General features: G+C 61.8%; 18 protein-coding genes. 14 read left to right on the top strand and 4 right to left on the bottom strand.

Going from position 1 to position 20,223, the window contains the following annotated elements:
* The first annotated feature begins 27 nt into the window (after positions 1-27).
* Together AB6O04_RS10320 and AB6O04_RS10315 are read left to right on the top strand one after the other, a co-directional pair.
* Positions 28-945, top strand: coding sequence for an OmpA family protein (locus AB6O04_RS10320; protein ID WP_368563790.1), 918 nt, complete (start codon positions 28-30; stop codon positions 943-945).
* A gap of 265 nt (positions 946-1,210) precedes the next feature.
* Entirely contained in the window at positions 1,211-1,678 is a 468-nt protein-coding gene (locus AB6O04_RS10315) for a DUF4019 domain-containing protein (protein ID WP_368563788.1), read from the top strand.
* Between the two features lie 278 nt (positions 1,679-1,956).
* On the opposite strand, the gene AB6O04_RS10310 is transcribed toward AB6O04_RS10315, so the two are convergent.
* Positions 1,957-3,195, bottom strand: coding sequence for an MFS transporter (locus tag AB6O04_RS10310; protein ID WP_368563787.1), 1,239 nt, complete (start codon positions 3,193-3,195; stop codon positions 1,957-1,959).
* 75 nt (positions 3,196-3,270) lie between these two features.
* Here AB6O04_RS10310 and AB6O04_RS10305 point away from each other — a divergent pair, with 75 nt between their 5' ends.
* On the top strand, positions 3,271-4,251 hold the full coding sequence (locus AB6O04_RS10305) for an AraC family transcriptional regulator (protein WP_368563786.1): 981 nt from the start codon (positions 3,271-3,273) through the stop codon (positions 4,249-4,251).
* 543 nt (positions 4,252-4,794) lie between these two features.
* On the opposite strand, the gene AB6O04_RS10300 is transcribed toward AB6O04_RS10305, so the two are convergent.
* On the bottom strand, positions 4,795-5,937 hold the full coding sequence (locus tag AB6O04_RS10300) for a LacI family DNA-binding transcriptional regulator (RefSeq protein WP_368563785.1): 1,143 nt from the start codon (positions 5,935-5,937) through the stop codon (positions 4,795-4,797).
* A gap of 607 nt (positions 5,938-6,544) precedes the next feature.
* On the opposite strand from AB6O04_RS10300, the gene AB6O04_RS10295 reads away from it, so the two are divergent.
* The 5 genes from AB6O04_RS10295 (at position 6,545) to AB6O04_RS10275 (ending at position 14,028) form a co-directional block, all read left to right on the top strand.
* On the top strand, positions 6,545-9,766 hold the full coding sequence (locus tag AB6O04_RS10295; protein WP_368563783.1) for a TonB-dependent receptor: 3,222 nt from the start codon (positions 6,545-6,547) through the stop codon (positions 9,764-9,766).
* Positions 9,767-9,914: 148 nt separating this feature from the next.
* Entirely contained in the window at positions 9,915-10,691 is a 777-nt protein-coding gene (locus tag AB6O04_RS10290) for a SapC family protein (RefSeq protein ID WP_368563782.1), read from the top strand.
* Between the two features lie 5 nt (positions 10,692-10,696).
* Entirely contained in the window at positions 10,697-11,719 is a 1,023-nt protein-coding gene (locus AB6O04_RS10285; protein ID WP_368563781.1) for a cupin-like domain-containing protein, read from the top strand.
* 14 nt (positions 11,720-11,733) lie between these two features.
* Positions 11,734-13,320 carry a tryptophan halogenase family protein gene (locus AB6O04_RS10280; RefSeq protein WP_368563780.1) on the top strand — a complete coding sequence of 529 codons (1,587 nt, stop codon included), beginning with the start codon at positions 11,734-11,736 and terminating at the stop codon, positions 13,318-13,320.
* Positions 13,321-13,329: 9 nt separating this feature from the next.
* Positions 13,330-14,028 (top strand): DUF6445 family protein, encoded by a 699-nt coding sequence (locus AB6O04_RS10275; RefSeq protein WP_368563779.1) that lies wholly within the window; start codon positions 13,330-13,332, stop codon positions 14,026-14,028.
* 232 nt (positions 14,029-14,260) lie between these two features.
* On the opposite strand, the gene AB6O04_RS10270 is transcribed toward AB6O04_RS10275, so the two are convergent.
* Together AB6O04_RS10270 and AB6O04_RS10265 are read right to left on the bottom strand one after the other, a co-directional pair.
* A complete protein-coding gene (locus AB6O04_RS10270) occupies positions 14,261-15,148 on the bottom strand; it encodes an alpha/beta fold hydrolase (RefSeq protein ID WP_368563778.1) in 888 nt (295 codons plus the stop codon).
* Positions 15,149-15,424: 276 nt separating this feature from the next.
* A complete protein-coding gene (locus tag AB6O04_RS10265) occupies positions 15,425-15,550 on the bottom strand; it encodes a hypothetical protein (RefSeq protein ID WP_368563777.1) in 126 nt (41 codons plus the stop codon).
* A gap of 282 nt (positions 15,551-15,832) precedes the next feature.
* Between AB6O04_RS10265 and AB6O04_RS10260 the strand changes: the two genes are divergently transcribed.
* The 6 genes from AB6O04_RS10260 to AB6O04_RS10235 all read left to right on the top strand — a co-directional run bounded on the left by AB6O04_RS10260 (position 15,833) and on the right by AB6O04_RS10235 (position 20,121).
* On the top strand, positions 15,833-16,249 hold the full coding sequence (locus AB6O04_RS10260; RefSeq protein ID WP_368563776.1) for a YjfI family protein: 417 nt from the start codon (positions 15,833-15,835) through the stop codon (positions 16,247-16,249).
* Positions 16,246-17,016, top strand: coding sequence for a PspA/IM30 family protein (locus AB6O04_RS10255; protein ID WP_368563775.1), 771 nt, complete (start codon positions 16,246-16,248; stop codon positions 17,014-17,016). The genes AB6O04_RS10260 and AB6O04_RS10255 overlap by 4 nt, the downstream gene beginning before the upstream one ends.
* Before the next feature lie 21 nt (positions 17,017-17,037).
* Positions 17,038-17,694, top strand: coding sequence for a DUF2491 family protein (locus AB6O04_RS10250; RefSeq protein WP_368563957.1), 657 nt, complete (start codon positions 17,038-17,040; stop codon positions 17,692-17,694).
* A 236-nt stretch (positions 17,695-17,930) separates the two neighbouring features.
* Positions 17,931-18,338: a DUF350 domain-containing protein gene (locus tag AB6O04_RS10245; RefSeq protein WP_368563774.1), complete on the top strand. Its 408-nt coding sequence runs from the start codon at positions 17,931-17,933 to the stop codon at positions 18,336-18,338.
* Positions 18,339-18,394: 56 nt separating this feature from the next.
* Positions 18,395-18,949, top strand: coding sequence for a DUF1190 domain-containing protein (locus tag AB6O04_RS10240; RefSeq protein ID WP_368563772.1), 555 nt, complete (start codon positions 18,395-18,397; stop codon positions 18,947-18,949).
* Between the two features lie 2 nt (positions 18,950-18,951).
* Complete coding sequence (locus AB6O04_RS10235) at positions 18,952-20,121, top strand: glutathionylspermidine synthase family protein (RefSeq protein WP_368563771.1); 1,170 nt, start codon at positions 18,952-18,954, stop codon at positions 20,119-20,121.
* The last annotated feature ends 102 nt before the right edge of the window (positions 20,122-20,223 follow it).

The following is a 20,223-nucleotide window of genomic DNA, read 5'->3' as shown; positions in this document are numbered from 1 at the left end:
ACGCCGGAAGCGCTTCTCAACAGCCGAATGGCTGGTCATGACGGCAGATTGTTCAGACCTTCTACCAAAAAAACAGCCACCGATATTCAAAGACGACATTCAAGGGGCAACAAACACATGGACATCAAAAACAACGCCGCGCGCCTCATCCCACTCGCGCTATGCGTCTTTGTCGCGGGCGCCACGCTGACGGGTTGCACCCGACACGTGAGCCGCGGCATTACCCCGGACGCCAAGGTGGAGGAAGTGATCTTTCCGTCCACCGACAACATCGTGCTGAAGGAAGGCACGTTCCCCAACGTGGACAACTTGCGCCAGATTGGCCCGGGCGTTACCAAGGACCAGTTGTACGACTTGATCGGCCGGCCGCATTTTCGAGAAGGCTTCTCCGCCCGCGAGTGGGACTACCTGTTTCATTTCCGCCAGGGCGACAAGATCGTCACCTGTCAGTACAAGGTGATCTTCGACGAGGGTTACCACGGCCAAGCCTTCTATTGGGCGCCGGCGGGATGCGCGGACTTGCTGAAGTCGGAGGCGGGCGCGGACGCTGGGGTTGCCACCAAACCAAAGCGCTTTGAGCTTTCGGCCGACGCATTGTTTGCTTTCGCCGGCTCCGATCTGAAGGATATGCAGCCGCAAGGCCGCACCGAGTTGGCTGCCATCGCCGGCCAGCTGAAGGATTCGAAAGCGGCGATCATTCAGGTGATCGGGCATACCGACCGGATAGGGAGCGAAGCGGACAACCAGGCATTATCGCAACAGCGCGCACAGACGGTGCGCGAGTTCCTGATCCAGAATGGCGTGGCGGCTGACGGTCTTACTGCGCTTGGCGTGGGCGAATCACAACCGGTGAAGCAGTGCTCCGATTCGTTGCCACATGGTGAGCTGGTGGCCTGCCTGCAGCCGAATCGTCGCGTTGAAGTGGTTGTGATGGGGGTTCAGTGACGTTGCCAGAAGCTTTGGTTGCGATGGCTTAGGCTCTTCCCGACCTCATGGGACCGCGTTTTACCCTTCTCCCTTTGGGAGAAGGTGCCCGGAGGGCGGATGAGGGAATGGCAATAACTCGCCATTGGCTTTTATTACAAGCGGACACTCCATTCCCTTATCCGTCGCTGCGCGCCACCCCCGCCTTCGCGAGGGCAGGCTCTTCTCCCGGAGGGAGAAGGGAAAATCCAGCTACTCAAGTAGTACTTCTATATAGGTGTTCCGAATGAAAAAAGTTTTATCCGCTATTGGCCTGATCTTTCTACTGAACGCCGGCATCGCGGCCGCACAACAGCCACCTGCCAGTGCCCGGACAACCGCCAACCCCGCCGCTGGAACCATCGAACCCAATGCCATACGCGATGCCGCCATGCGCGTGGTCATAGCGATTGATGCAGGGCAGGCGGCCAAGCTATGGGACGAAGCATCCACTGTCACCAAGAAGTCAGTGGCACGCGACGCGTTCGTTGCCGGCATAAACAAGGGCCGCCAGCCGCTGGGCAAGATCGCCACCCGCAACTGGCTTTCGGTGCGCCGCCAGTTTGGCGATGGCCAGGCATTGCCATCAGGCCTGTACGCCTCGGCCGAGTTCCTGGCCGAACCCGCAGGCAAGGCGCCGGTGCGCGAGCTGGTGTCGTTCCGCCTGGATGAAGACGGCACCTGGCGCTTCGCTGGATATGCGGTACAGCCGTAGTCGTCACGGAAACCATACTGGCTGAAAAACCATCGTGGCCCGGATACGCGAAGCGCATCCGCGCCCCGATAATGGCTAAGTGGTCGGAAGGATGGCTATGAGTCCGTGTCCTTGAGTTCGATCCAAGCCTGACTGCTTTACCTCCCCCTTGACCCGCCATTCGGCTGTTGAAAAGCGCAAAAAAGGGGGCAAAAGCCGCAACTCATAGGGCGGGCTCAAGCCCGCCGCCGTGGAGTACCGCGATTCCCGTTTGGTGGGCTTGAGCCCACCCTATGGTTTTATCCGTTGCTCACCTGCTCAGACGCCAGCTCATTTTCAACGTCGTCAGACGCCGGCCGCGGGCCATACCGCAGCGCCAGGAACGTGCCCAGCGTCATGGTGACGACCGCGAAGATCGGACCGCCGAGGGCGCCGATGTTGTCGACCAGCAGTCCGCCGCCGATGGCACCGGTGGCGATGGCGACTTGGAACGCGGCCACCAATAATCCGCCGGCGCCTTCGGCCTGGTCAGGCGCCGCGCGCGCGATCCAGATCTGGAAACCGACCGGGAATGCGCCGAAGGCAAAGCCCCAGAGAATAATAGCGATGGCAGTGACGATGGCCGAGTGGCCGGCTAGCAGCAGGCTGGCGGCCAGCAGTGCGATCAACGTGCCGCCGAAGACGATGGCGTAGCGCTCGCTGCGTCCGGCGATGTAACCGCCAACGAAGTTGCCGAAGAATCCGCCGATGCCGTAGCCAAGCAGGATGGCCGAGATAGCGCCGACCGATAGCTGAGTGACGTTTTCCATCAGCGGACGGATGTAGGTGAAACCCGCGAAGTGACCGGAGATCAGCAACAGCACAGCCAATAGCGCCATGCGCACGCCGGGGCGGGTCAACAGTTCACCCAGCACACGCAGGTTGGGATTGGCGATGGGAGGCAGCGACGGCAGCGTAAACAACTGACTGACCAGCGTGATCAAGCTGACCACGCCCGCGGCGATGAACGCGCTGCGCCAGCCCCATAGTTCGCCCATCCATGCACCTATCGGCGCCGCGCAAACGGTCGCCACGGAAACGCCGGTCAGGATCAACGACATCGCACGGGCGAATTGATGCTCAGGTACCAGCCGCATCGCCAATGCTGCTGCCATCGACCAGAATCCGCCCAGTGCGACGCCCAGCATTACGCGCGCGACGAGTAGCGTCCACAGGCTATCGGCTGTGGCCGCCAGAGCATTCGACAGCACCAGCAGCAGCGTCAGCAGGATCATCACGATCTTGCGATCGATGCGCCGCGTGAGCAACGGAATGGACGGCGCAGCCATGGCACCGATCAAGGCGGTAGCGGTGACCGTCTGGCCGGCGACGCCTTCTGTGATGGACAGGTCGGCGGCCATCGCGGTCAGCAGGCTGGCGGGCAGGAACTCGGCCGTCACCAGCCCGAATACGCCCAACGCGAGGGAGACCACGGCGGGCCATTTGGCTGCTGCCGGCAGAGCGACATCAGGGCAGTCGAGACAGGTAGTGGAGGACATGAGAATGGGGAAGGGTTGAATTGGCCCCCTAGCTTAGGGATAAGATGCTGGCGTTTACATGCCGGAAATTCCGAAATGCTTGCTCATTCGTCCGAACTGGCGCTCGCGCCCGCCACCAATCCCTCCGGCGCCGACACGCTGACCCAGGTGCTGCTGGGGCTGCGCCTGGACGGCGTGGAGTACGGCCGCTGCCAGATGCGTGCGCCCTGGGCGATCGCGTTCCCCGCCAAGGAGGAGGCGCGCTTCCACTTTGTTGCCGAAGGAGACTGCTGGTTGCATACGCCGTCATCCGACTGGGCGCATCTGAGTCGCGGTGATGCCGTGCTGCTGCCGCGCGGCAGCTCTCATATTCTGGCCAGCGCGCCCGACTTACCAGCGGTGGATATCGATACGCTGAACCGTGTTCCGGTGTCGGAAAACATTTATCTGGTGCGAGACGAGGTTGGCGATGATGCGTCTGCCGCGCACAGCGTCATTTTCTGCGGCGCCATGCGCTTCAATCTGGACCCGTTGCATCCTTTGCTCGGCATGATGCCGGACGTGATGCGCGCGGGCGATCTGGCCAATCGCGATCCCACCGTTCCTATGTTGTTGGAAGCGATGGAACGCGAAGTTTCGCTCAAGCGCATCGGCGCCTGCAGCATCTTGGCGCGACTGGCGGACGTGCTGGCGGCCAGCATCATCCGTGCCTGGGTGGAGTGCGGCTGCAGCGACTCCACGGGTTGGATCGCCGCTGTGCAATGCCCAAAGATAGGCAAGGTCATCGCGGCGATCCATGCGGATCCGCAGCACGACTGGACCATACCCGCGCTGGCCGAGCTGATGGGAGCATCGCGTTCAAGTTTTGCCGAAGCCTTCACCCGCATTCTTGGTGAGAGCCCCGCCAAGTACGTGACCAAGGTAAAGATGTTCCAAGCGCGAAAATGGATTGCACAGGAAGGCATGCGCATCAGCGTCGCCGCCCATCGATTGGGCTACGACTCGGAAGCGTCATTCAGTCGTGCGTTCAAACGGATTATCGGTCAGCCACCGAGTGCGGTTCGCAGAGCGTCGTAGCCCGGATAAGCGAAGCGCATCCGGGGTGCTTTACACGGAAGAGAAACGTTCCCGGGCGCGCTGCGGTTGTTTGCCGTCTGATCGCGCTGCGGCACGTTCTTCGCCGTGAGTGCCGAGAGGCTATCGGGCGCGGTGACTCGTAGTCTTTCCTTCTCCCTCCGGGGTGAAGGCATGCGGCTTACGAGCCATTGGCTCGTGCATGCCTGAACGGTCTGCGCGCTGCGCAGAGCTGGGGCGCGAAGCGAGGTGGCGCAGCGACGGATGAGGGAATGGCGCATCCGCTTGTAGCGAAGTTTGGATAACGAGTCGCTGCCATTCCCTCATCCGGCCCCGTATCAAGTACGGGGCAGGCTCTTCGGGCACGTGCACTCGCCACATCCATGTGGCTCGCCCTTCGGGCGGCTTCGCCGTGCAAATCGGCAGTCCTGCCGATTTGTCTGCCGGGGGGAGAAGGGAAAGCACACACGGGGCGCTCTACGCGGAATCGGCTCGTTCCCCCGGGCGTACGGTTGTTTGCCATCTGATCGCGCTGCGGCGCGTTCGTCATCGCGGCGCTGAGCGCCTATCGGGGCGCGGTGCGGCCCGTGGCCTTATCCGGGCTACTTGCTTCTTCACGACGGTTTCTTGCTCAACCAAATCCAACCGCGCAACAGAATCGCGTGTGACGAGTTGATGTGGCACCACGTGGTTGACGACGACATGGGTACCTCCGTCTTTACGGCGAATGGTGCACAGCAGGATGTCGATGGCGGTATCGGCCATGGATGCAATCGGCTGATGGATCGTGGTGAGCTCGGGCCACACCATGGTCGCGGCGGACGTATCGTCGAAACCCACCACCGAAAGGTCGCCCGGCACGTTCAAGCCATGGCGATGGGCGACCGACACCACGGCCGAGGCCATGTCGTCGTTGCTGGCGAAGATGGCAGTCGGTGGATTGCGCAACGACAGTAGTTTTTCGGTGGCATCCAGGCCGGACCGGTACGTGAAGTATCCCTGTTGGACCAGTGCTTCCTCCAGCGATATGCCGGCCTCATCCAGCGCCGCTTTGAAACCTTCGAAGCGCTCCGCGCTGGCTGTCTGATTGGGATTGCCCTTGATGTAGCCGATGCGCGTATGGCCATTTGCAATCAGGTGATCGGTGATCTCCTTGCTGGCGTGGAAGTCGTCGATGTGAACGCAGGAAACTTCGTTGCTGAAGCGTCCTGACGCGATGGACACCACCGGAATGCCCGCATCGATGAACTCCATCACCACCGGTTTCGATTCGCATAGCGGAGGCGGCAGGATGACGCCGGCTACGCTCTTGGCCAGCTGGCGCGCGGCATTTCGTTGGGCAGGAGCATCCAGGTTGTCCCACGTGGCGATGACCAGCTGAGCCGCCGTGCGCACGGAACCGCTCAAGGCACCGACCAGCAACTCGCGAAGATAGGTGGAGCTGGGATTGGTGTAGATCAGCGCGATGCAGGTGTGTTGAGCGGTGGCCAGCGTACTGGCGGCCAGATTGGGCCGGTAGCCGAGTTCACGCACCGCGCGCATCACGCGTTCCTTGGTCGCATCGCGCACCACTCCCAAGCCATTGACCACGCGCGAAACCGTCATAGGCGATACGCCAGCCTGCGAAGCCACTTCGTCGATCGTGACGGCACGTCCTTTCCTGCGGACTGACTTCATCGAATCCTCCAATGTTGGTCTTGCATTGGTAGTGCGTTATTCGATCTGCGTTTTCAGATGAAACAGTAACGCGCAATACGAAGATGCAACTACATGCAAATACCTGCGCATACGCCAGCTTGGTAGTGGTATGAAGTGCACCGGAGCTGAGGACTGCACATGGCTGGCGCGACCCTTTCGTATCTGAGAACGTTTTCTGTTGCAGTGCATGGTGACAAGTACTGCCACGCGTGATTAGGCTGCTCTCACTTTATGTTAGCGCTACCAGTTTGGCCACATTCTGGCACGGGTCGTCCGCTAGGAGGTTCGTTGGAAGCGTAGGTTGCCGCACAGGATTTTGATTGCCGGGAAATGCCGAAGCACCGGCATTGGCTGTAACGGGCGTGTCCACGTCTGGTCTGGAAGAGAGCGGGCTGCTGCCTGCGGGGTGCCCTGGGGGAGGGCGATTATTCATCGATCGAAGTGAGAGGGGAGGCTACATGAGAGGGAGTAGTTGTCGGGACCACGCAGTAACGAACGCCTTAGCGGCGGCGGATATTTACAGCCGAACCGCGGGGCAAGCCGTGTCGTACGCCGGAAAAGATGCCGGCTGTTCAATTCCAGACCTGAGGGCATGCTGATGAGTCGTAAGCGAATGAAATTCAAGTCGAAAGCCATTTTTACGTTCGTCGGTGGTGTGCTGATCATCAATCCGGCGTTTGCGCAGGACACCCAAAGCACGCAGACTCAAAGCACGCCTGCTGTCCAGAGCCAAAACCAGCCAGCGTCGACGTCGTCGGACGCGACGACGCTGGATACCGTCATAGTCACCGGCATACGCTCCAGCCTTGATCATGCAATGAACATCAAGCGCGACTCGGCGGGTGTTGTGGATGCGATCTCTGCCGAGGACATCGGTAAGTTCCCCGACACCAATCTGGCCGAGTCGCTGCAACGCATCACCGGTATCTCAATCGAGCGCCGCGACGGCGAAGGCGCCCAGGTCACCGCGCGCGGCTTCGGCCCGGGCTACAACCTGGTCACGCTCAATGGTCGTCAGATTCCTGGTGCGGACGGCTTCGGTGGCGGCGGCCTGGAGGTCGGTGGTGTCGGTTCGGGTACCCGCGGCTTCAACTTCGCGCAATTGGCCGCCGAAGCGGTCAACGGCGTCACGGTGTACAAGACCGGTCGCGCCAATGTGCCTAGCGGCGGCATCGGCGCCACGGTCGACATCCTGACCGCGCGGCCGTTCAACTTCCCGGGTGGCGAGGTCGTGGCGAATGCCGGCGTCAAGGCCGTCTCCGACGACTCGCAGATCTTCGACAGCAGCATCACGCCCGAGATATCCGGCATCTTCAGCTACGCCAACCCGGACAAGACCTGGGGCATCGGCGTCAACGCCAGCTACCAGAAGCGTCGTGGTGGATCGGTGCAGGCAACGGAGAATGGCTGGAACGTCGCGCGCTGGACCGGCACCGATTCGCGCCTGCGCCCGGGTGGCGTGGTCGAGAACGCGCCGCAGATCGGGCAGCTCTACAGCATGCCCAACGATCTGCGTTACGCCTTCCAGGATTTCGAGCGTGAGCGCGTGAATGGCCAGGCGGTGGTGCAGTTCGCGCCGACCGATGCGTTCGCCTTCACCCTGGACTACACCTACTCGACCAACGAGATCTCGCAAAACCGCGGCGAGCAGACGATGTGGCTGCAGAACAGCCTCAGCCACGTGACCTTCGATGGAAACTCCCAGGTGGCCACGCCGGTCTACATCCGCGATATCGCCGGCAGCGCCAAGGACTTCGGCTTCGAGCAGCAGCGCGACGAGCAGAAGTACACGCTCGGATCGCTGGGCCTGAACGCACGCTGGGACGTCAACGACCGCTTCTCGCTGACCTTCGACGCGCACAACACCAAGGTGCGCAGCCGCCCGAACGACCCGATCACCGGCGGCAGCTCGACCGCGTTCAGCCTGGCCGGCCTGGCGCCGGACAGGGTGAACAACAACTGGGGGCAGGAGTACTGGTTCAACAGCGGGCTGCCGATCATGGCCCGCACCCTGTACCCGACCGGCGCCGACGCGCTGGCCAATACCAACGGCGTGGTCAATCCGGACTTCGCGCCCGAACAGCTGGGCTCGCAGATTCTGCGCATCTGGTCGACCCGCCAGGACAGCGAGGTCAAGGAAGGTCGCGTCGATGGTGAGTTCGTTTTTGACGACGGTCGCTTCCAGTTCGGCGTCGCTTCGACGAAGTCGTCAATGCGGCGGTTGAACGTCGACGGTCATGCCCATCTGATGACCCTGGGCAACTGGGGCGTGGACGATGCCGGGCAGGTACCGGGCATGACCGCGCTGTTGAGGCAGATGAGCATCACCGACCAGTTCAAGGACTTCAGCACCGCCGGTGCCGACAGTAACGCCTGGCACGGCAACGCCAGCGAGCTGGCCCAGTGGGCCGAATCGGCCTGCGCCGACGGCACCGCGCCAGCGGTCTGGCCGGACTGCGACAGCATCAGTTCCAGGGTACGTACGGTCTATGACGACAACAACCTGGTCGAGGAGAAGACAGACTCGGTCTACATCCAGTGGGAACAGGACGGCACCCTGGGCGGCTTCCCGACGAACACCGTCATGGGTGTGCGCTACGAAAGGACCGATGTGGAATCGACCTCGCTCATCCAGGTGCCGGGCGCCATCCGTTGGATGTCCAACAACGACTTCGTCATCGAGCGTACGGCTGAACAAATGCCGTTCAGCGAAAAGGCCAGCTACAGCTACGTGCTGCCCAACCTGGACTTCAGCATCGACTTCACCGACGACATCAAGGCCCGTGCTTCGTACGGCAAGACCATCGCGCGCGCGCCCTACGGCAATCTGTACTCCGGCCCGACCGCAGGCGCTCCCGGCGGCTCGGTCCTGTTCGGCGAATCGTTCCGGGCGACCGGCTCAGCGCAGAACCCGAGCCTGCTTCCGCTGGAGTCGGACAACCTGGATCTAGGCGTGGAGTGGTATTTCGCACCGTCCAGCTATGTATCGGTGACCTATTGGCACAAGCAGGTCAAGAACTTCATCGGTAACACTGTTGTGCGCGAGAACCTGTACGACATCACCGATCCGACCTCCGGGCCGGATGCGCAGGCGGCATTGGCGTTCCTCGAAAGCCAGGCTTGCCAGGACCAAGTCACAGCGGCGGGGGAGGACGTAGCAGAAGGCTGCGCAGGCAACTACACGACGCTGTTCACCGCCCTGGCGATGCTGCGCAATGCCGACGCGACCGGCGGACTGGCGGCCTACGACGGCAGCAATACGCAGGCCATCGACATGGAGTCGCGCTTCGACATCCTCGGCGAAGCCGACGACCCGCTGTACATGTTCGACGTGAACAAGCCGTTCAACCAACGTTCCGCCAAGCTGCATGGCTGGGAAATCGGGGGCCAGTACTTCTTCGGTGATACCGGCTTCGGCGTTCTAGCCAACTACACCGTCGTCAAAGGCGATGTGGGCATCGACCGCGCTGGCGATCCGGGCTCGGACCAGTTCGCGCTGCTCGGCCTGAGCGACACCGCCAACGTCGTGATGATGTACGAAAAGTACGGCTGGTCGGCCCGATTGGCGTGGAACTGGCGCGACGAGTACCTGCTGGCGGCCAACCAGAACGGCAACAACCGCAACCCGTACTTCGTCGAGGCATACGACCAGTTCGATCTGAGCGTCGGATACAAGTTCAACGACAATATCTCGGTATCGTTCGAAGCCATCAACCTGACTGGGGAGGACACGCGCTGGCATGCCCGAACCAAGAACCAGATGGTCCGACTGGTCGACAACTCGCCGCGCTACATGCTGGGTCTGCGCTACACCTTCTGAGCCCTCCCACGCCGGTTCCCAGGCCGGCGCCGCATCGGGACCGCTGCGCAAGCAGCGGTCCCGTTTTCTTTCGGGCTTGCCGGTGAGCCTTCGCCTTCGCTCCGAAAGCGCATAACATCCCTGCGTACACCACGCGCCCAGAGTCAACATGCCCCGCTACGAACTGCTGAACAACGTCACGCACAAGGATTTACGCATCGTCACCCGCTTCGGCCGCGAATACGGCGACGAGGTAGGCCTGGTGCCTGCGTTCCCAACCGAATTCGCCGAGCTGCAGCGCGAATATCCGATCTTCCTGCGCAAGGATCGCGACAGTGGCGACTGGCAGGCGGTCGCGCTGCTGGGTTTCGAGTCCAACGAAAACCTGTTCCTGCAAGATGGCCGCTGGAATGCGAACTATTTGCCCGGCTATGTTGCGCGCGGGCCATTCCTGATCGGTTTCCAACAACAAAACATCGACGGTGAACTGCGCACTGAGCCGGTGATCCATGTCGACATGGACCACCCGCGTATCCGCAGCGGAGAAGGCGAGGGAGACGCCGCTCAGGCGGAGGCTTCACAAGCTGTATTCCTGCCGCACGGTGGCAACAGCCCTTATCTGGAACACATCACCGCCGTGCTGCGTGGCATCCGCGATGGCGCGGAGGCCAGCAAGGCGATCTTTGCCGCATTCGACGAGCTGGGCCTGATCCAGCCAATGAACATCGAACTGAAGTTCGACGAAGAGCACGGCGTCAACCTGACCGGGCTGCATGGCATCGATCGCGACCGCCTGGCTGCGCTCGACGGCGAAGCGCTGCACCGCCTGCACCGCAGCGGCTACCTGGAGGGCGCGTACCTGATCCTCGCATCAACGCACAACCTGCGCCGGTTGATGGCGGAAAAGCAGCGCCGTCTGCGCCTGCAGGAAGCCGCGGCGGCCTGATCACGATGGTCGACGCAATCGCCAGCGTGCGCGAGTTGACGGACTGCCCGCCCGGTGCGTTGCCGCTGGACGAACTGCTCGCTGGCGGCCAGCCCGTCGTCCTGCGTGGCATTGCCCGCGACTGGGGCCTGGTCCAGGCTGGCCAGCAGGGCATGGCCGAGGCAATGAACTATCTGCGTCGCCATTACAACGGCCAGCCGGTGACCTATTCATACGGCAGCCCAGAGATCGCCGGACGGCCGTTCTACAACGACGACTTCACGGCGTTGAACATCGAAGTACAGCGCAGTCCGCTTGGCGACGTGCTCGACGCGATCGCCGAGCACATCGGCGACGCTCAACCGCCCACGTACTACGTGGCTTCGCTGCTGGTCGATACGCGCCTGCCGGGATTCCGCGCGCAGAACGATTTCGATTTCGCCGCGCACAACATCCACGCGCCGCCGAGCATCTGGATCGGCAATCGGGTTACCGCTTCGTGCCACTACGATGCGATGGAGAACATTGCCTGTTGCGTTGTCGGCCGTCGCCGCTTCACTGTGTTTCCGCCGGAGCAGGTTGCGAACCTGTATCCGGGGCCGCTGGAGCCGACGCCGGGCGGGCAAGTGGTCAGCGTGGTCGATTTCGCCCATCCGGATTTCGAACGTTACCCGCGTTTCCACGACGCCTTGGCGGCGGCGCAGACCGCGGTGTTGGAACCAGGCGATGCGATCTTCATTCCCAACCTGTGGTGGCACCACGTGCAGGGGCTGGAACCGTTCAACGTGTTGGTCAACTACTGGTGGAATGGCGCGCCAGCGTACATCCCGGCGCCGACGCACGCGCTTTACCATGCGCTTTGGTCACTACGCGACCGGCCCGAAAGTGAAAAACAGGCTTGGCGAGCGATATTCGATTACTACGTGTTCGGCAATGCGCAGCGAGCCGGCGAACACTTGCCGCCGCAGGCGCGAAAGGTGCTGGGCCCGATCGACGAAACGCTGGCACGGCAATTGCGCGCGATGCTGATAAACAAATTGAACCGCTGACAGATAGGGGAACCATGAGCGAGAAAAAAATCCGCAAAGTCGTGATCACCGGTGGAGGCACCGCGGGTTGGGTGGCCGCGTGCGCGTTGACCCATCAGTTCCGCGACTTGCTTGACATCACCTTGGTGGAGTCCGAACAGATCGGCACGGTCGGCGTGGGCGAATCGACCATCCCCACTATCCGCACCTTTCACAAACTGCTGCAGATAGACGAGCGTGAGTTCCTCAGTTCCGTGGCTGGCAGCTTCAAACTTGCGATCTCGTTCGAGAATTGGAAGCACCCCGGCGACCACTACTTCCATCCGTTCGGCACGACCGGCATGAATACCTGGTCGTGCGACTTCCACCAGTTCTGGCTGGAAAGCCTGAGCCGCGGCATGAAGTCCGAATTGGGCGACTACTGCCTGGAGACCGTCGCCGCGCGGGCGAAGCGTTTCGCCCTGTTCGACCAGGGCGGCGCCAGTGCCCAGCAATGGTCGATGCGCTGGGTCCAGTCGCCGACCTCGATGGAGCGCGCCGAGGTCAGCTACGCCTATCACTTCGACGCGGCGTTGTATGCCGCGTTCCTGCGCCGCAAGTGCGAAGGCCGCGGCCTGACCCGCATAGAAGGCAAGATCCGCGAAGTACGGCAGGATCCGGAGAATGGCTACGTCCAGGCGCTTGTGCTGGAGGACGGCCAGGTGGTCGAAGGCGACCTGTTCATCGACTGCACCGGCTTCCGCGGGCTGCTGATCGAGCAGACACTCAAAACCGGCTACGAGGACTGGAACAACTGGCTGCCCTGCGACCGCGCCGTGGCGATGCAGATCGAAACGGATGAGCAGCCAGTGCCCTATACCCGGGCGATCGCCCATGAAGCGGGCTGGCGCTGGCACATCGCCTTGCAGCACCGGGTTGGTTGCGGCTGGGTGTTCTCCAGCGCGCACATGTCCGACGACGAGGCCGCGGCCAAGCTCAAGGCCGCCAACAACAACGCGCCGATGGTCCGCGAGCCGTGGGTGGTGTCGTTCCGTACCGGTCGCAGGCTCAAGGCCTGGAACAAGAATGTGGTTTCGCTTGGACTGGCCAGCAGCTTCATCGAGCCGCTGGAATCGACCAGCATCCACCTGACCTTGAGCGCGGTGACGCGGCTGGTGCAGATGTTCCCGTTCGCCGGCATCGACGATTCGATCGTCGACCGCTACAACGATGTCAGCCGCGACGAACTGGAGCACGTGCGCGACTTCATCATCATGCACTACCACCTCAATCAGCGCGACGAGCCGCTATGGCGCGACTGCCGCGAGATGAAGCTGCCCGATTCCTTGGCCCAGCGCATCGCCGTGTTCCGCGACACAGGCTATGCCTGGCAGGGCGAGGACGAGTTGTTCCGGCTGGATTCGTGGACCCATGTAATGCTGGGGCAGGGCGTGATGCCGCGAGAGCATCATCCATTGACGCGGGGCCTGGGCGATGCGGACATGACCCGTTTGTTCCAGGGCATCCGTGCCCCGATCGACCGCATGGTGGACGCAATGCCGTCGCACGGGGACTTCCTCAAGCGCTATTGCCCCGCCGATCCTTCGGTCTGGAACCTGCGCCGATCGATGCCGGTGGGCTAGGTCAAGGCAATGCTGCTGGAAAAGCATCCCGAGCTGCGCATCAGCAAGTTCGCCATCGGTGCGGAGGGCGCGCCACTGCTGGTCATCGACAATGTGGTGGCCGCACCAGAAAAACTGGTGAACAAGGCGACGCGCAGCCATTTCTCGGCGCATGGCGCTTATTTCCCGGGCATCCGCACGCGTGCGCCCGCATCGTACGAGTATTTCCTCGAAACGCTGCTGCGGCCGCTCGTGCGCGAACACTTCGGCATGGAACCGGGCCGCTTCCAGTTTCCGATGTGCCACTACTCGCTGGTGACGACGCCGCCCGAGCAGCTGGTGTTGCTGCAGCGGGTGCCGCATATCGACTCGGTCGCTGGTAACGGCCTGGCCACGGTGCATTACCTGTTCCACGGCGACTGGGGCGGCACGGCCTTCTATCGACATCGCAGTACCGGCTACGAATACGTGGACGAGGCGCGGCGCGAAACGTACTTCGCCCGTCTGGAACAGGAGAGCCAGGGCGCAGACGCGCCGGAAGCCGGTTATATCGTTGGCGATACCGCGCTGTTCGAGCAGATCGGCCGGGTCGACGGCGTTTACAACCGCATGGCCGTGTACCGGCGCAACTCGCTGCACAGCGGCAGCATCAATGACAATCGTGTCCCGCCGGCCGATCCGCTGAATGGACGGCTGTCGATCAACAGCTTTATCGATGTGGTGTATTGAAGTGCGGGTCCACGGATGATTTGTAGAGCGGAGCTTGCTCCGCTGTTTTAGCCTGCACAGGTCTTCGAGAGCATTCCGCCGAGCAAGCTCGCTCTACGAGAAGTGCCATACGACTACTCGTTATCGCTTGCCGTTGCGACGGCCTCATTGCTACTGATTCGGAGCCATCGCGGGGCGCAGCTCGGCTCTACGAAAGTACGGATGAATTCCTTGTCGCTTCCACAAGATAGCTTTATGTTTTTCCTTCGGCACGAACTCGCCCCAAGAACACCTCGATGAGCGACAACGCCTGCTCAAAATGCGTTTCCAGAAGCCAGTGGCCTGCGCCGTCCAGCAGGTGAAGTTCCGCATCCGGCAGGTCGCGTAGGTAAGCCTGGGCGGAAGTTGCAGGCATATAGCCATCTTCCGGACCCCACACCATCAGCGTGGGCGGCTTGTGCTCGCGCAGATAGGTTTGGAACTTGGGAAACAAATCGGCGTTGGCTTTCCAACGCTCCATCAAGCCCAGCGCGATGGAGCGGCGCTTGGGCGTATCCATGAGCGGCCAATGTAGCTTCCAGAGGTCTGGCGGTACGGTCTCCGCTATCTCAGGTTCTACCTCACCGACGAACTCGTGCCGGAAGCCTTCCTCGTTGATGGCGTCCACAAGAGGTTTGCGTGTCTCTTCCGACGGGTTGGTCCAGAACTTCCGTAGCGTCCCATACTTGGGGCCGAGCGCATCTTCGTAAAGGTCGCCGTTCTGGATGATCAGGCCCGCAATAGCGTCAGGTCGCGACATCGCCAACCGCAAGCCGATCCAGGTTCCATAGTCGTGCAGATAGATTACGTACCGGGAAATGCCCAGCGTTTCCACGAAGCGGATCAGGAAGCGACCGTAGCCGTCGAAGTCGTATTGGAATTCTTCCGGAGTTTCGGTGTAGCCGAAGCCGGGATAGTCGGGCGCCAATGTCCGCCATTGATCGGAAACGGCGGGCATGAGCCGCCGGTACTGATAGGAAGAACACGGATAACCATGCGGGAGCAGAAGAACCGGCGCATCGGCCGGACCGCATTCCCGGTAGAAGGTCCGGATGCCGTCGATGTCTGCCCAGCGGTGTTGGATCGATTGTTTATCCCGCATCGAAATCGCCTCTGCGCTCATGAGATTCAATGGTGCGGGAGTAGGGCGTGAACATCGCGTCCAAACGAGTCGGGGTTAATCAAGCTCATATCTAAAGTGCCGATTCGTATCTTGTGGGAGCGACGTGAGTCGCGACCGTGATGTTTCCGGTCGCGACTCACGTCGCTCCCACAAGAGATGGCGATGTTCGCACCGCCGCGATGACGGTTGACAGTCGACATTAGGATCGCGGCTCTACGCACGCCGCAGTTCCTCCCGTGCCGCCATTCGAAACAGTCAGGCCGACGCGAGCCACAGCGCAGTGAGAATTACGGGCAATACCACGGCCTCCTCGCTCCATTCCACGAACAACCCGATCACCGCAACTAACGCGGGCCATTCCCGGTGGGCGAAATCGGGCATCTCTGTTCATGAACGTAGTCCGCTCGCGCGGCCTGGAGCGGGAATTGCGCGTAGCTCATTAGGCCCCGGAACCGAGGGCAAGCGTCGGTCAGGCGGGTGCAAGGGCTCTATGTGAAGTGAGGAAGCAGCCGGTGCCTGATTCCACGCCGGATCGACCAGGTGGATGCTTCTAAAAGGTAGGCAGCACGCCTTGTTGAACCGGCGTCCCGGCCCCATTTCCGGATGTAACATCGGGTATCGCATAATCGACGCCCGCTCTTCTCCGTATAGACAAGGAAACCCATGTCGCATTGGACCATTGAACAACTGCAGCAGCGCCTGGCCGAGAATTTCGGCGGCGCCAATGTAGCCGTGCTGGAAGATGCCGAGAATGCCCTGCAGGTGGTGCTGGCCGAAGCCGGCGATCTGGAGATCACCCTGGTCCTCAGTGAAGACCAGATCTACGTGTCCACGCCGCTAGTCACGGGCGCGCAGGTTCAGGACCGCGCCGCCTTCAATGACGCCTGCCTGCGTATGAACCCCATCAACCCTTTGTCGAACCTGGGTCTGAGTACGGTGGACGGGCAGGACGTCTACGTGGTGTTTGGTGAGCTGTCGGCCGATTCCACCGAGACGCAGATCGTCCTGGAAATCCGCACGCTGGGCATCAACGCCATCGACGCCATCGAATCCCTCAAGCCCTTTTTGGTGAAAGCATGAGCATCCTGTCCAAGATATTCACCTTGTTCCGCGGCACGGCCACGGAAGCCGGCCAAGCCGTGGTCGACAAGAACGCGATCCGCATCCTCGACCAGGAAATGCGCGACAGCGCCACCGAGCTGGCCAAGTCGAAGGAAGCGCTGACCCGGGTGATGGCGCAGCGCCAGTTGTCGGCTAACCGGGGCAGCGCGTTGCTGGCCAAGCGCAAGGAGTACGAAGGCTATGTGCAGGGCGCGCTGGCCAAGGGTGATGAGAATCTCGCGCGCGAAGTGGCAGCGAAGCTCTCCGACGTGGAGCGCGACCTTCAAAGCGAAGCCGCCAACGTACAAGGGCTGGACACCAGCATCGCTTCGCTGAAGACCGCCATCCGCAATACCGAAACCCAGCTCACCCGGCTCAAGCAGCAGATCAACACCGTCAAGGCCACCGAAGCCGTGCAGCGTGCCCAGTCCGCCGTGGCTGCGCGCCATTCCGGCGCCAACAGCAAGATCGGCACCGCGCTTGATTCGCTGGAGCGCATCAAGCAGCGCCAGGAAGAGCAGAGCGCGCGGATGGAAGCCGCCCAGCAGCTGGAGCACGAATCCGGCGATGGCGACCTGCAGGCGCGGCTGGCGAACGCAGGACTGGTGAATGACCCCGCCAATGTCGACAACATTCTGGAGCGCCTGCGTGGTCCGCAGAGGGCGACGATCGTCGATGCATCGGCGGCAACGCCTGATCAGCAGAAGCTGCTGGCCGCCGAATCGTTGTTCGGCGAGCGCAAATAACCAGTGAGGTTCTTCGACAAGTTGCTGGGCCGCGCGCCGGCCGATGCCGCGTCCGCCTTGCCACATCCGGATGCGTTGCCGCATGCGTTGCCGCTGGGTCTGCGCATTGGCGGGCGCATTCAGTTCGACCGCACCTTGTACAGCATCGCGCCCGGCGCGATGACCGAGGAATTGCCGGCCGGTTACCAGGGCGTGCCGTGCTACGGCCACGTGAACCTGGGCGATGGCTACGCATTGCATCGCTTCTACCTCGATGACGACGCATTCCTGCAGGTCAGCACGGTGGGCGACGATGTCGAGGCCATCAAGGGCTTCGTGTTTCATGAAACGGTGAACCCGCCCACCAAGGATGCGTTCCGCGCGTTCGTGATGGAAAGCGATCACCTGGGTGCGGCCACTATCGAATACGCCGGCCATCGCTGGTGGCGTGTTTCCAACAGCACCGCAGGCGACGAGCGCATTCCCGCGATGGTCTACGACGAAGTACTGTACCGGCATGAACCCGCGCGCCGTGATGACGATCTGACTCACTACGCCATGCTCTACAGCCGCGATGTGCCGGAACTGTCGCGCGAGGAGTTCCTGCTGGTGTCGGCCGAGGATTCCGGGCCCAACGAATTCAGCATTACCTATTCAGTGGGCATGGATCTGACCACGGCCGACATCGACATCACTTGAAAACTTCGTCGGCGCTTGTTCATGGCTGACTGCACCTGAAGCGGTAAATGGTGAGTGGTAAATGGTAAGTAGGGAAGGCTAGGTTTTACCTCCCCCTTTTTAAAGGGGATGACCCGCCATTCGGCGGTTGAAAAGCATCTGGGGGGGATTTGCTTTTTAGCTTTTTCCTCCCCCCACGATCATGCAACGCTAATATCTATCGATCAGCGCCGACCATCCACTTCAAAGGAATATCCATGCAGCAGGCCATCACCCTTGAAAGTTTTCTCGCCTTTTTGACTTATTTCGGCGCCGGCGTGGCGGTCTTGTTCGTCGCGGCGACCATCGTGCTGCTGGTGACGCCGCACAGCGAGATCAAGTTGATTCGTGCCGGCAACAGTGCCGCCGCGGTCGCGTTCGCAGGCAGCTTGATCGGCCTGGCGCTGCCCATCCATTCGGCCATCAGCCACTCGGTGAGTCTGCTTGACGCGCTGATCTGGGGCATGGTGGCGGCGATCGTACAGGTGCTCGCGTTCGTGATAGCACGCATCGCCAGCGGAAAACTATCGAGCCAGATCGACGAGAACGTGATGTCCGCAGGCATCTTCAGCGCGGCCATCGCCGTCAGTGTCGGGCTGGTCAACGCGGCCGCGATCACACCATGAACGAGCACATCCTGAAGGAGCCCATCATGAAGGAGCCCGTCATGCAGGAGCGCGCCATGAAACGTTCCCGCCACCTCAGGCTGACGTTGATGGCTGTCGCCGTGCCGGCTGGGTTGGCAGCGTGCGGTTCGGGGGAACCTACCGGCGTTGTGCTGGATTCGATTGCCGACTGCCAGGCGCAACAGGTCGATGTGGCGCAGTGCGAGGCGGCTTACAACCAGGCCGTCGCGGAACATCAGCGCGTGGCGCCGAGGTTCGACGATGTAGTGCAATGCGAGCAGGACTTCGGCCGGTGCGAGGCAGTGCAGGAAGAAGGCCGCACCAGTTACATCCCACCGATGGGCGGGTTTTTGCTGGGCTATATGCTGGGCAGTGGATTCAATAGCAACAGCGCGTTGCGCGGAGTGTCCGGCGCTGCGCCCCTGTATCGCGACTACCGCGGCCGTTACATCAATCCGAACGGCGACATGGTCAGCCGGCAGCCCGGCACCGTGACTGGCCGACGCGGCAGCATCGCCACGCCAGCGCGGGCCATCACCGTATCGCGTTCGGGTTTTGGTTCCAGCTCCGCGGCACGCAGCGCGTTCGGTTCGCGCGGATTCGGTGGCTGACCTTGCAACGCCTTCCCATTACCCCACGGCCGGATTGGAAAAACCAAGCCGAAAAACTCGGCTTCCAGTTTCACACCATCGACGGCGAACCCTATTGGGACGAGTCGGCCTACTACGCCTTCACTCTGCGCCAGATTGAAGACGACCTGGAGCAGCCCAGCCAGGAACTCCACGACATGGCAATGGCGCTGGTCGATGAGGTGGTTGGCAGCGAGGAACTGCTGACCGCGCTGCATATCCCGCGGCACTACTGGGACTGGATAGCGGCGTCCTGGCGCAACAACGAGCCTCATCTGTACGGCCGCCTGGATCTGGCCTACGACGGCAACGGCCCGGCCAAGCTGTACGAACTGAATTACGACACGCCAACGTCGCTATACGAATCAGCGTATTTCCAATGGCTATGGCTGGAACAGCAGATCGAAGCGAAGGCGCTACCGGCGGGTACCGATCAGTACAACAGCGTGCAGGAAGCACTGTGCGAAACATTCGCCACGCTCGCACTTCAGCAGCGCATCGGCAAGCGCGTGCATTTCGCCGCGGTGCGCGAGTCGGTCGAAGACCAGGCGACGGTGCTATATCTGCGTGACTGCGCGAACCAGGTAGGCATCGACACCGCGCTGGTGGCGGTGGAAGACATCGGCCTGAGTGCCGATGGCTGGTTCACGGATCGCGACGACAACGTGATCCAAACGCTGTTCAAGTTGTACCCGCTCGAATTCATGATGGAAGAGGAATTCGGCCCCAGCCTGATCGCCAACAAGATGCAGCTGTTGGAACCACCGTGGAAAGCCATCCTCAGCAACAAGGGCATCCTGCCGTTGCTCTGGGAACGCCATCGTGGTCATCCCAATCTGCTGGAAGCGTATTTCGAGGCGAGCCCGGGCGCTGAACTGGCGTCGGGATTCGTGCGCAAGCCGCTGTTCTCGCGCGAAGGCGCCAATGTGGATGTGGTGACCGCCGCGGGCGAACGCTTCGGCACATCTGGCCCGTATGGAAACGGCCCGGCGATCGTGCAGGCCTACCATCCGCTGCCGCAGTTCGATGGCAACTATCCCCTGGTAGGCAGCTGGATCGTGGCCGACCGCGCCAGCGGTGTCGGCGTGCGCGAAGACGCCACGCTGATAACCCAGGACACGTCGCGCTTCGTACCGCACGCCATTATCGATTGATGAGGTCGTTGCGAATCGCGGGACGACGGACCAAGACGGTGCAGGGTAGGGCGGAATCAGCCAACGCTGCCTGGGCCGGAGATAGGGGTTGCGCTCCCGGCT

This window comes from Pseudoxanthomonas sp. UTMC 1351 (assembly GCF_040948865.1).
Classification (GTDB): domain Bacteria; phylum Pseudomonadota; class Gammaproteobacteria; order Xanthomonadales; family Xanthomonadaceae; genus Pseudoxanthomonas_A.
This window is presented reverse-complemented; position numbering and strand designations above follow the sequence as displayed.

Excerpts from the sequence above, each read along its gene's own strand:
- AB6O04_RS10260 (WP_368563776.1), top strand. The coding sequence starts at position 15,833 with ATGTCGCATTGGACCATTGAACAACTGCAGCAGCGCCTGGCCGAGAAT.
- AB6O04_RS10255 (WP_368563775.1), top strand. The coding sequence starts at position 16,246 with ATGAGCATCCTGTCCAAGATATTCACCTTGTTCCGCGGCACGGCCACG.
- AB6O04_RS10245 (WP_368563774.1), top strand. The coding sequence starts at position 17,931 with ATGCAGCAGGCCATCACCCTTGAAAGTTTTCTCGCCTTTTTGACTTAT.
- AB6O04_RS10240 (WP_368563772.1), top strand. The coding sequence starts at position 18,395 with ATGAAACGTTCCCGCCACCTCAGGCTGACGTTGATGGCTGTCGCCGTG.
- AB6O04_RS10290 (WP_368563782.1), top strand. The coding sequence starts at position 9,915 with ATGCCCCGCTACGAACTGCTGAACAACGTCACGCACAAGGATTTACGC.
- AB6O04_RS10270 (WP_368563778.1), bottom strand. The coding sequence starts at position 15,148 with ATGCGGGATAAACAATCGATCCAACACCGCTGGGCAGACATCGACGGC.
- AB6O04_RS10275 (WP_368563779.1), top strand. The coding sequence starts at position 13,330 with ATGCTGCTGGAAAAGCATCCCGAGCTGCGCATCAGCAAGTTCGCCATC.
- AB6O04_RS10295 (WP_368563783.1), top strand. The coding sequence starts at position 6,545 with ATGAGTCGTAAGCGAATGAAATTCAAGTCGAAAGCCATTTTTACGTTC.
- AB6O04_RS10305 (WP_368563786.1), top strand. The coding sequence starts at position 3,271 with ATGCTTGCTCATTCGTCCGAACTGGCGCTCGCGCCCGCCACCAATCCC.
- AB6O04_RS10315 (WP_368563788.1), top strand. The coding sequence starts at position 1,211 with ATGAAAAAAGTTTTATCCGCTATTGGCCTGATCTTTCTACTGAACGCC.
- AB6O04_RS10265 (WP_368563777.1), bottom strand. The coding sequence starts at position 15,550 with ATGCCCGATTTCGCCCACCGGGAATGGCCCGCGTTAGTTGCGGTGATC.
- AB6O04_RS10310 (WP_368563787.1), bottom strand. The coding sequence starts at position 3,195 with ATGTCCTCCACTACCTGTCTCGACTGCCCTGATGTCGCTCTGCCGGCA.
- AB6O04_RS10320 (WP_368563790.1), top strand. The coding sequence starts at position 28 with ATGGCTGGTCATGACGGCAGATTGTTCAGACCTTCTACCAAAAAAACA.
- AB6O04_RS10285 (WP_368563781.1), top strand. The coding sequence starts at position 10,697 with ATGGTCGACGCAATCGCCAGCGTGCGCGAGTTGACGGACTGCCCGCCC.
- AB6O04_RS10280 (WP_368563780.1), top strand. The coding sequence starts at position 11,734 with ATGAGCGAGAAAAAAATCCGCAAAGTCGTGATCACCGGTGGAGGCACC.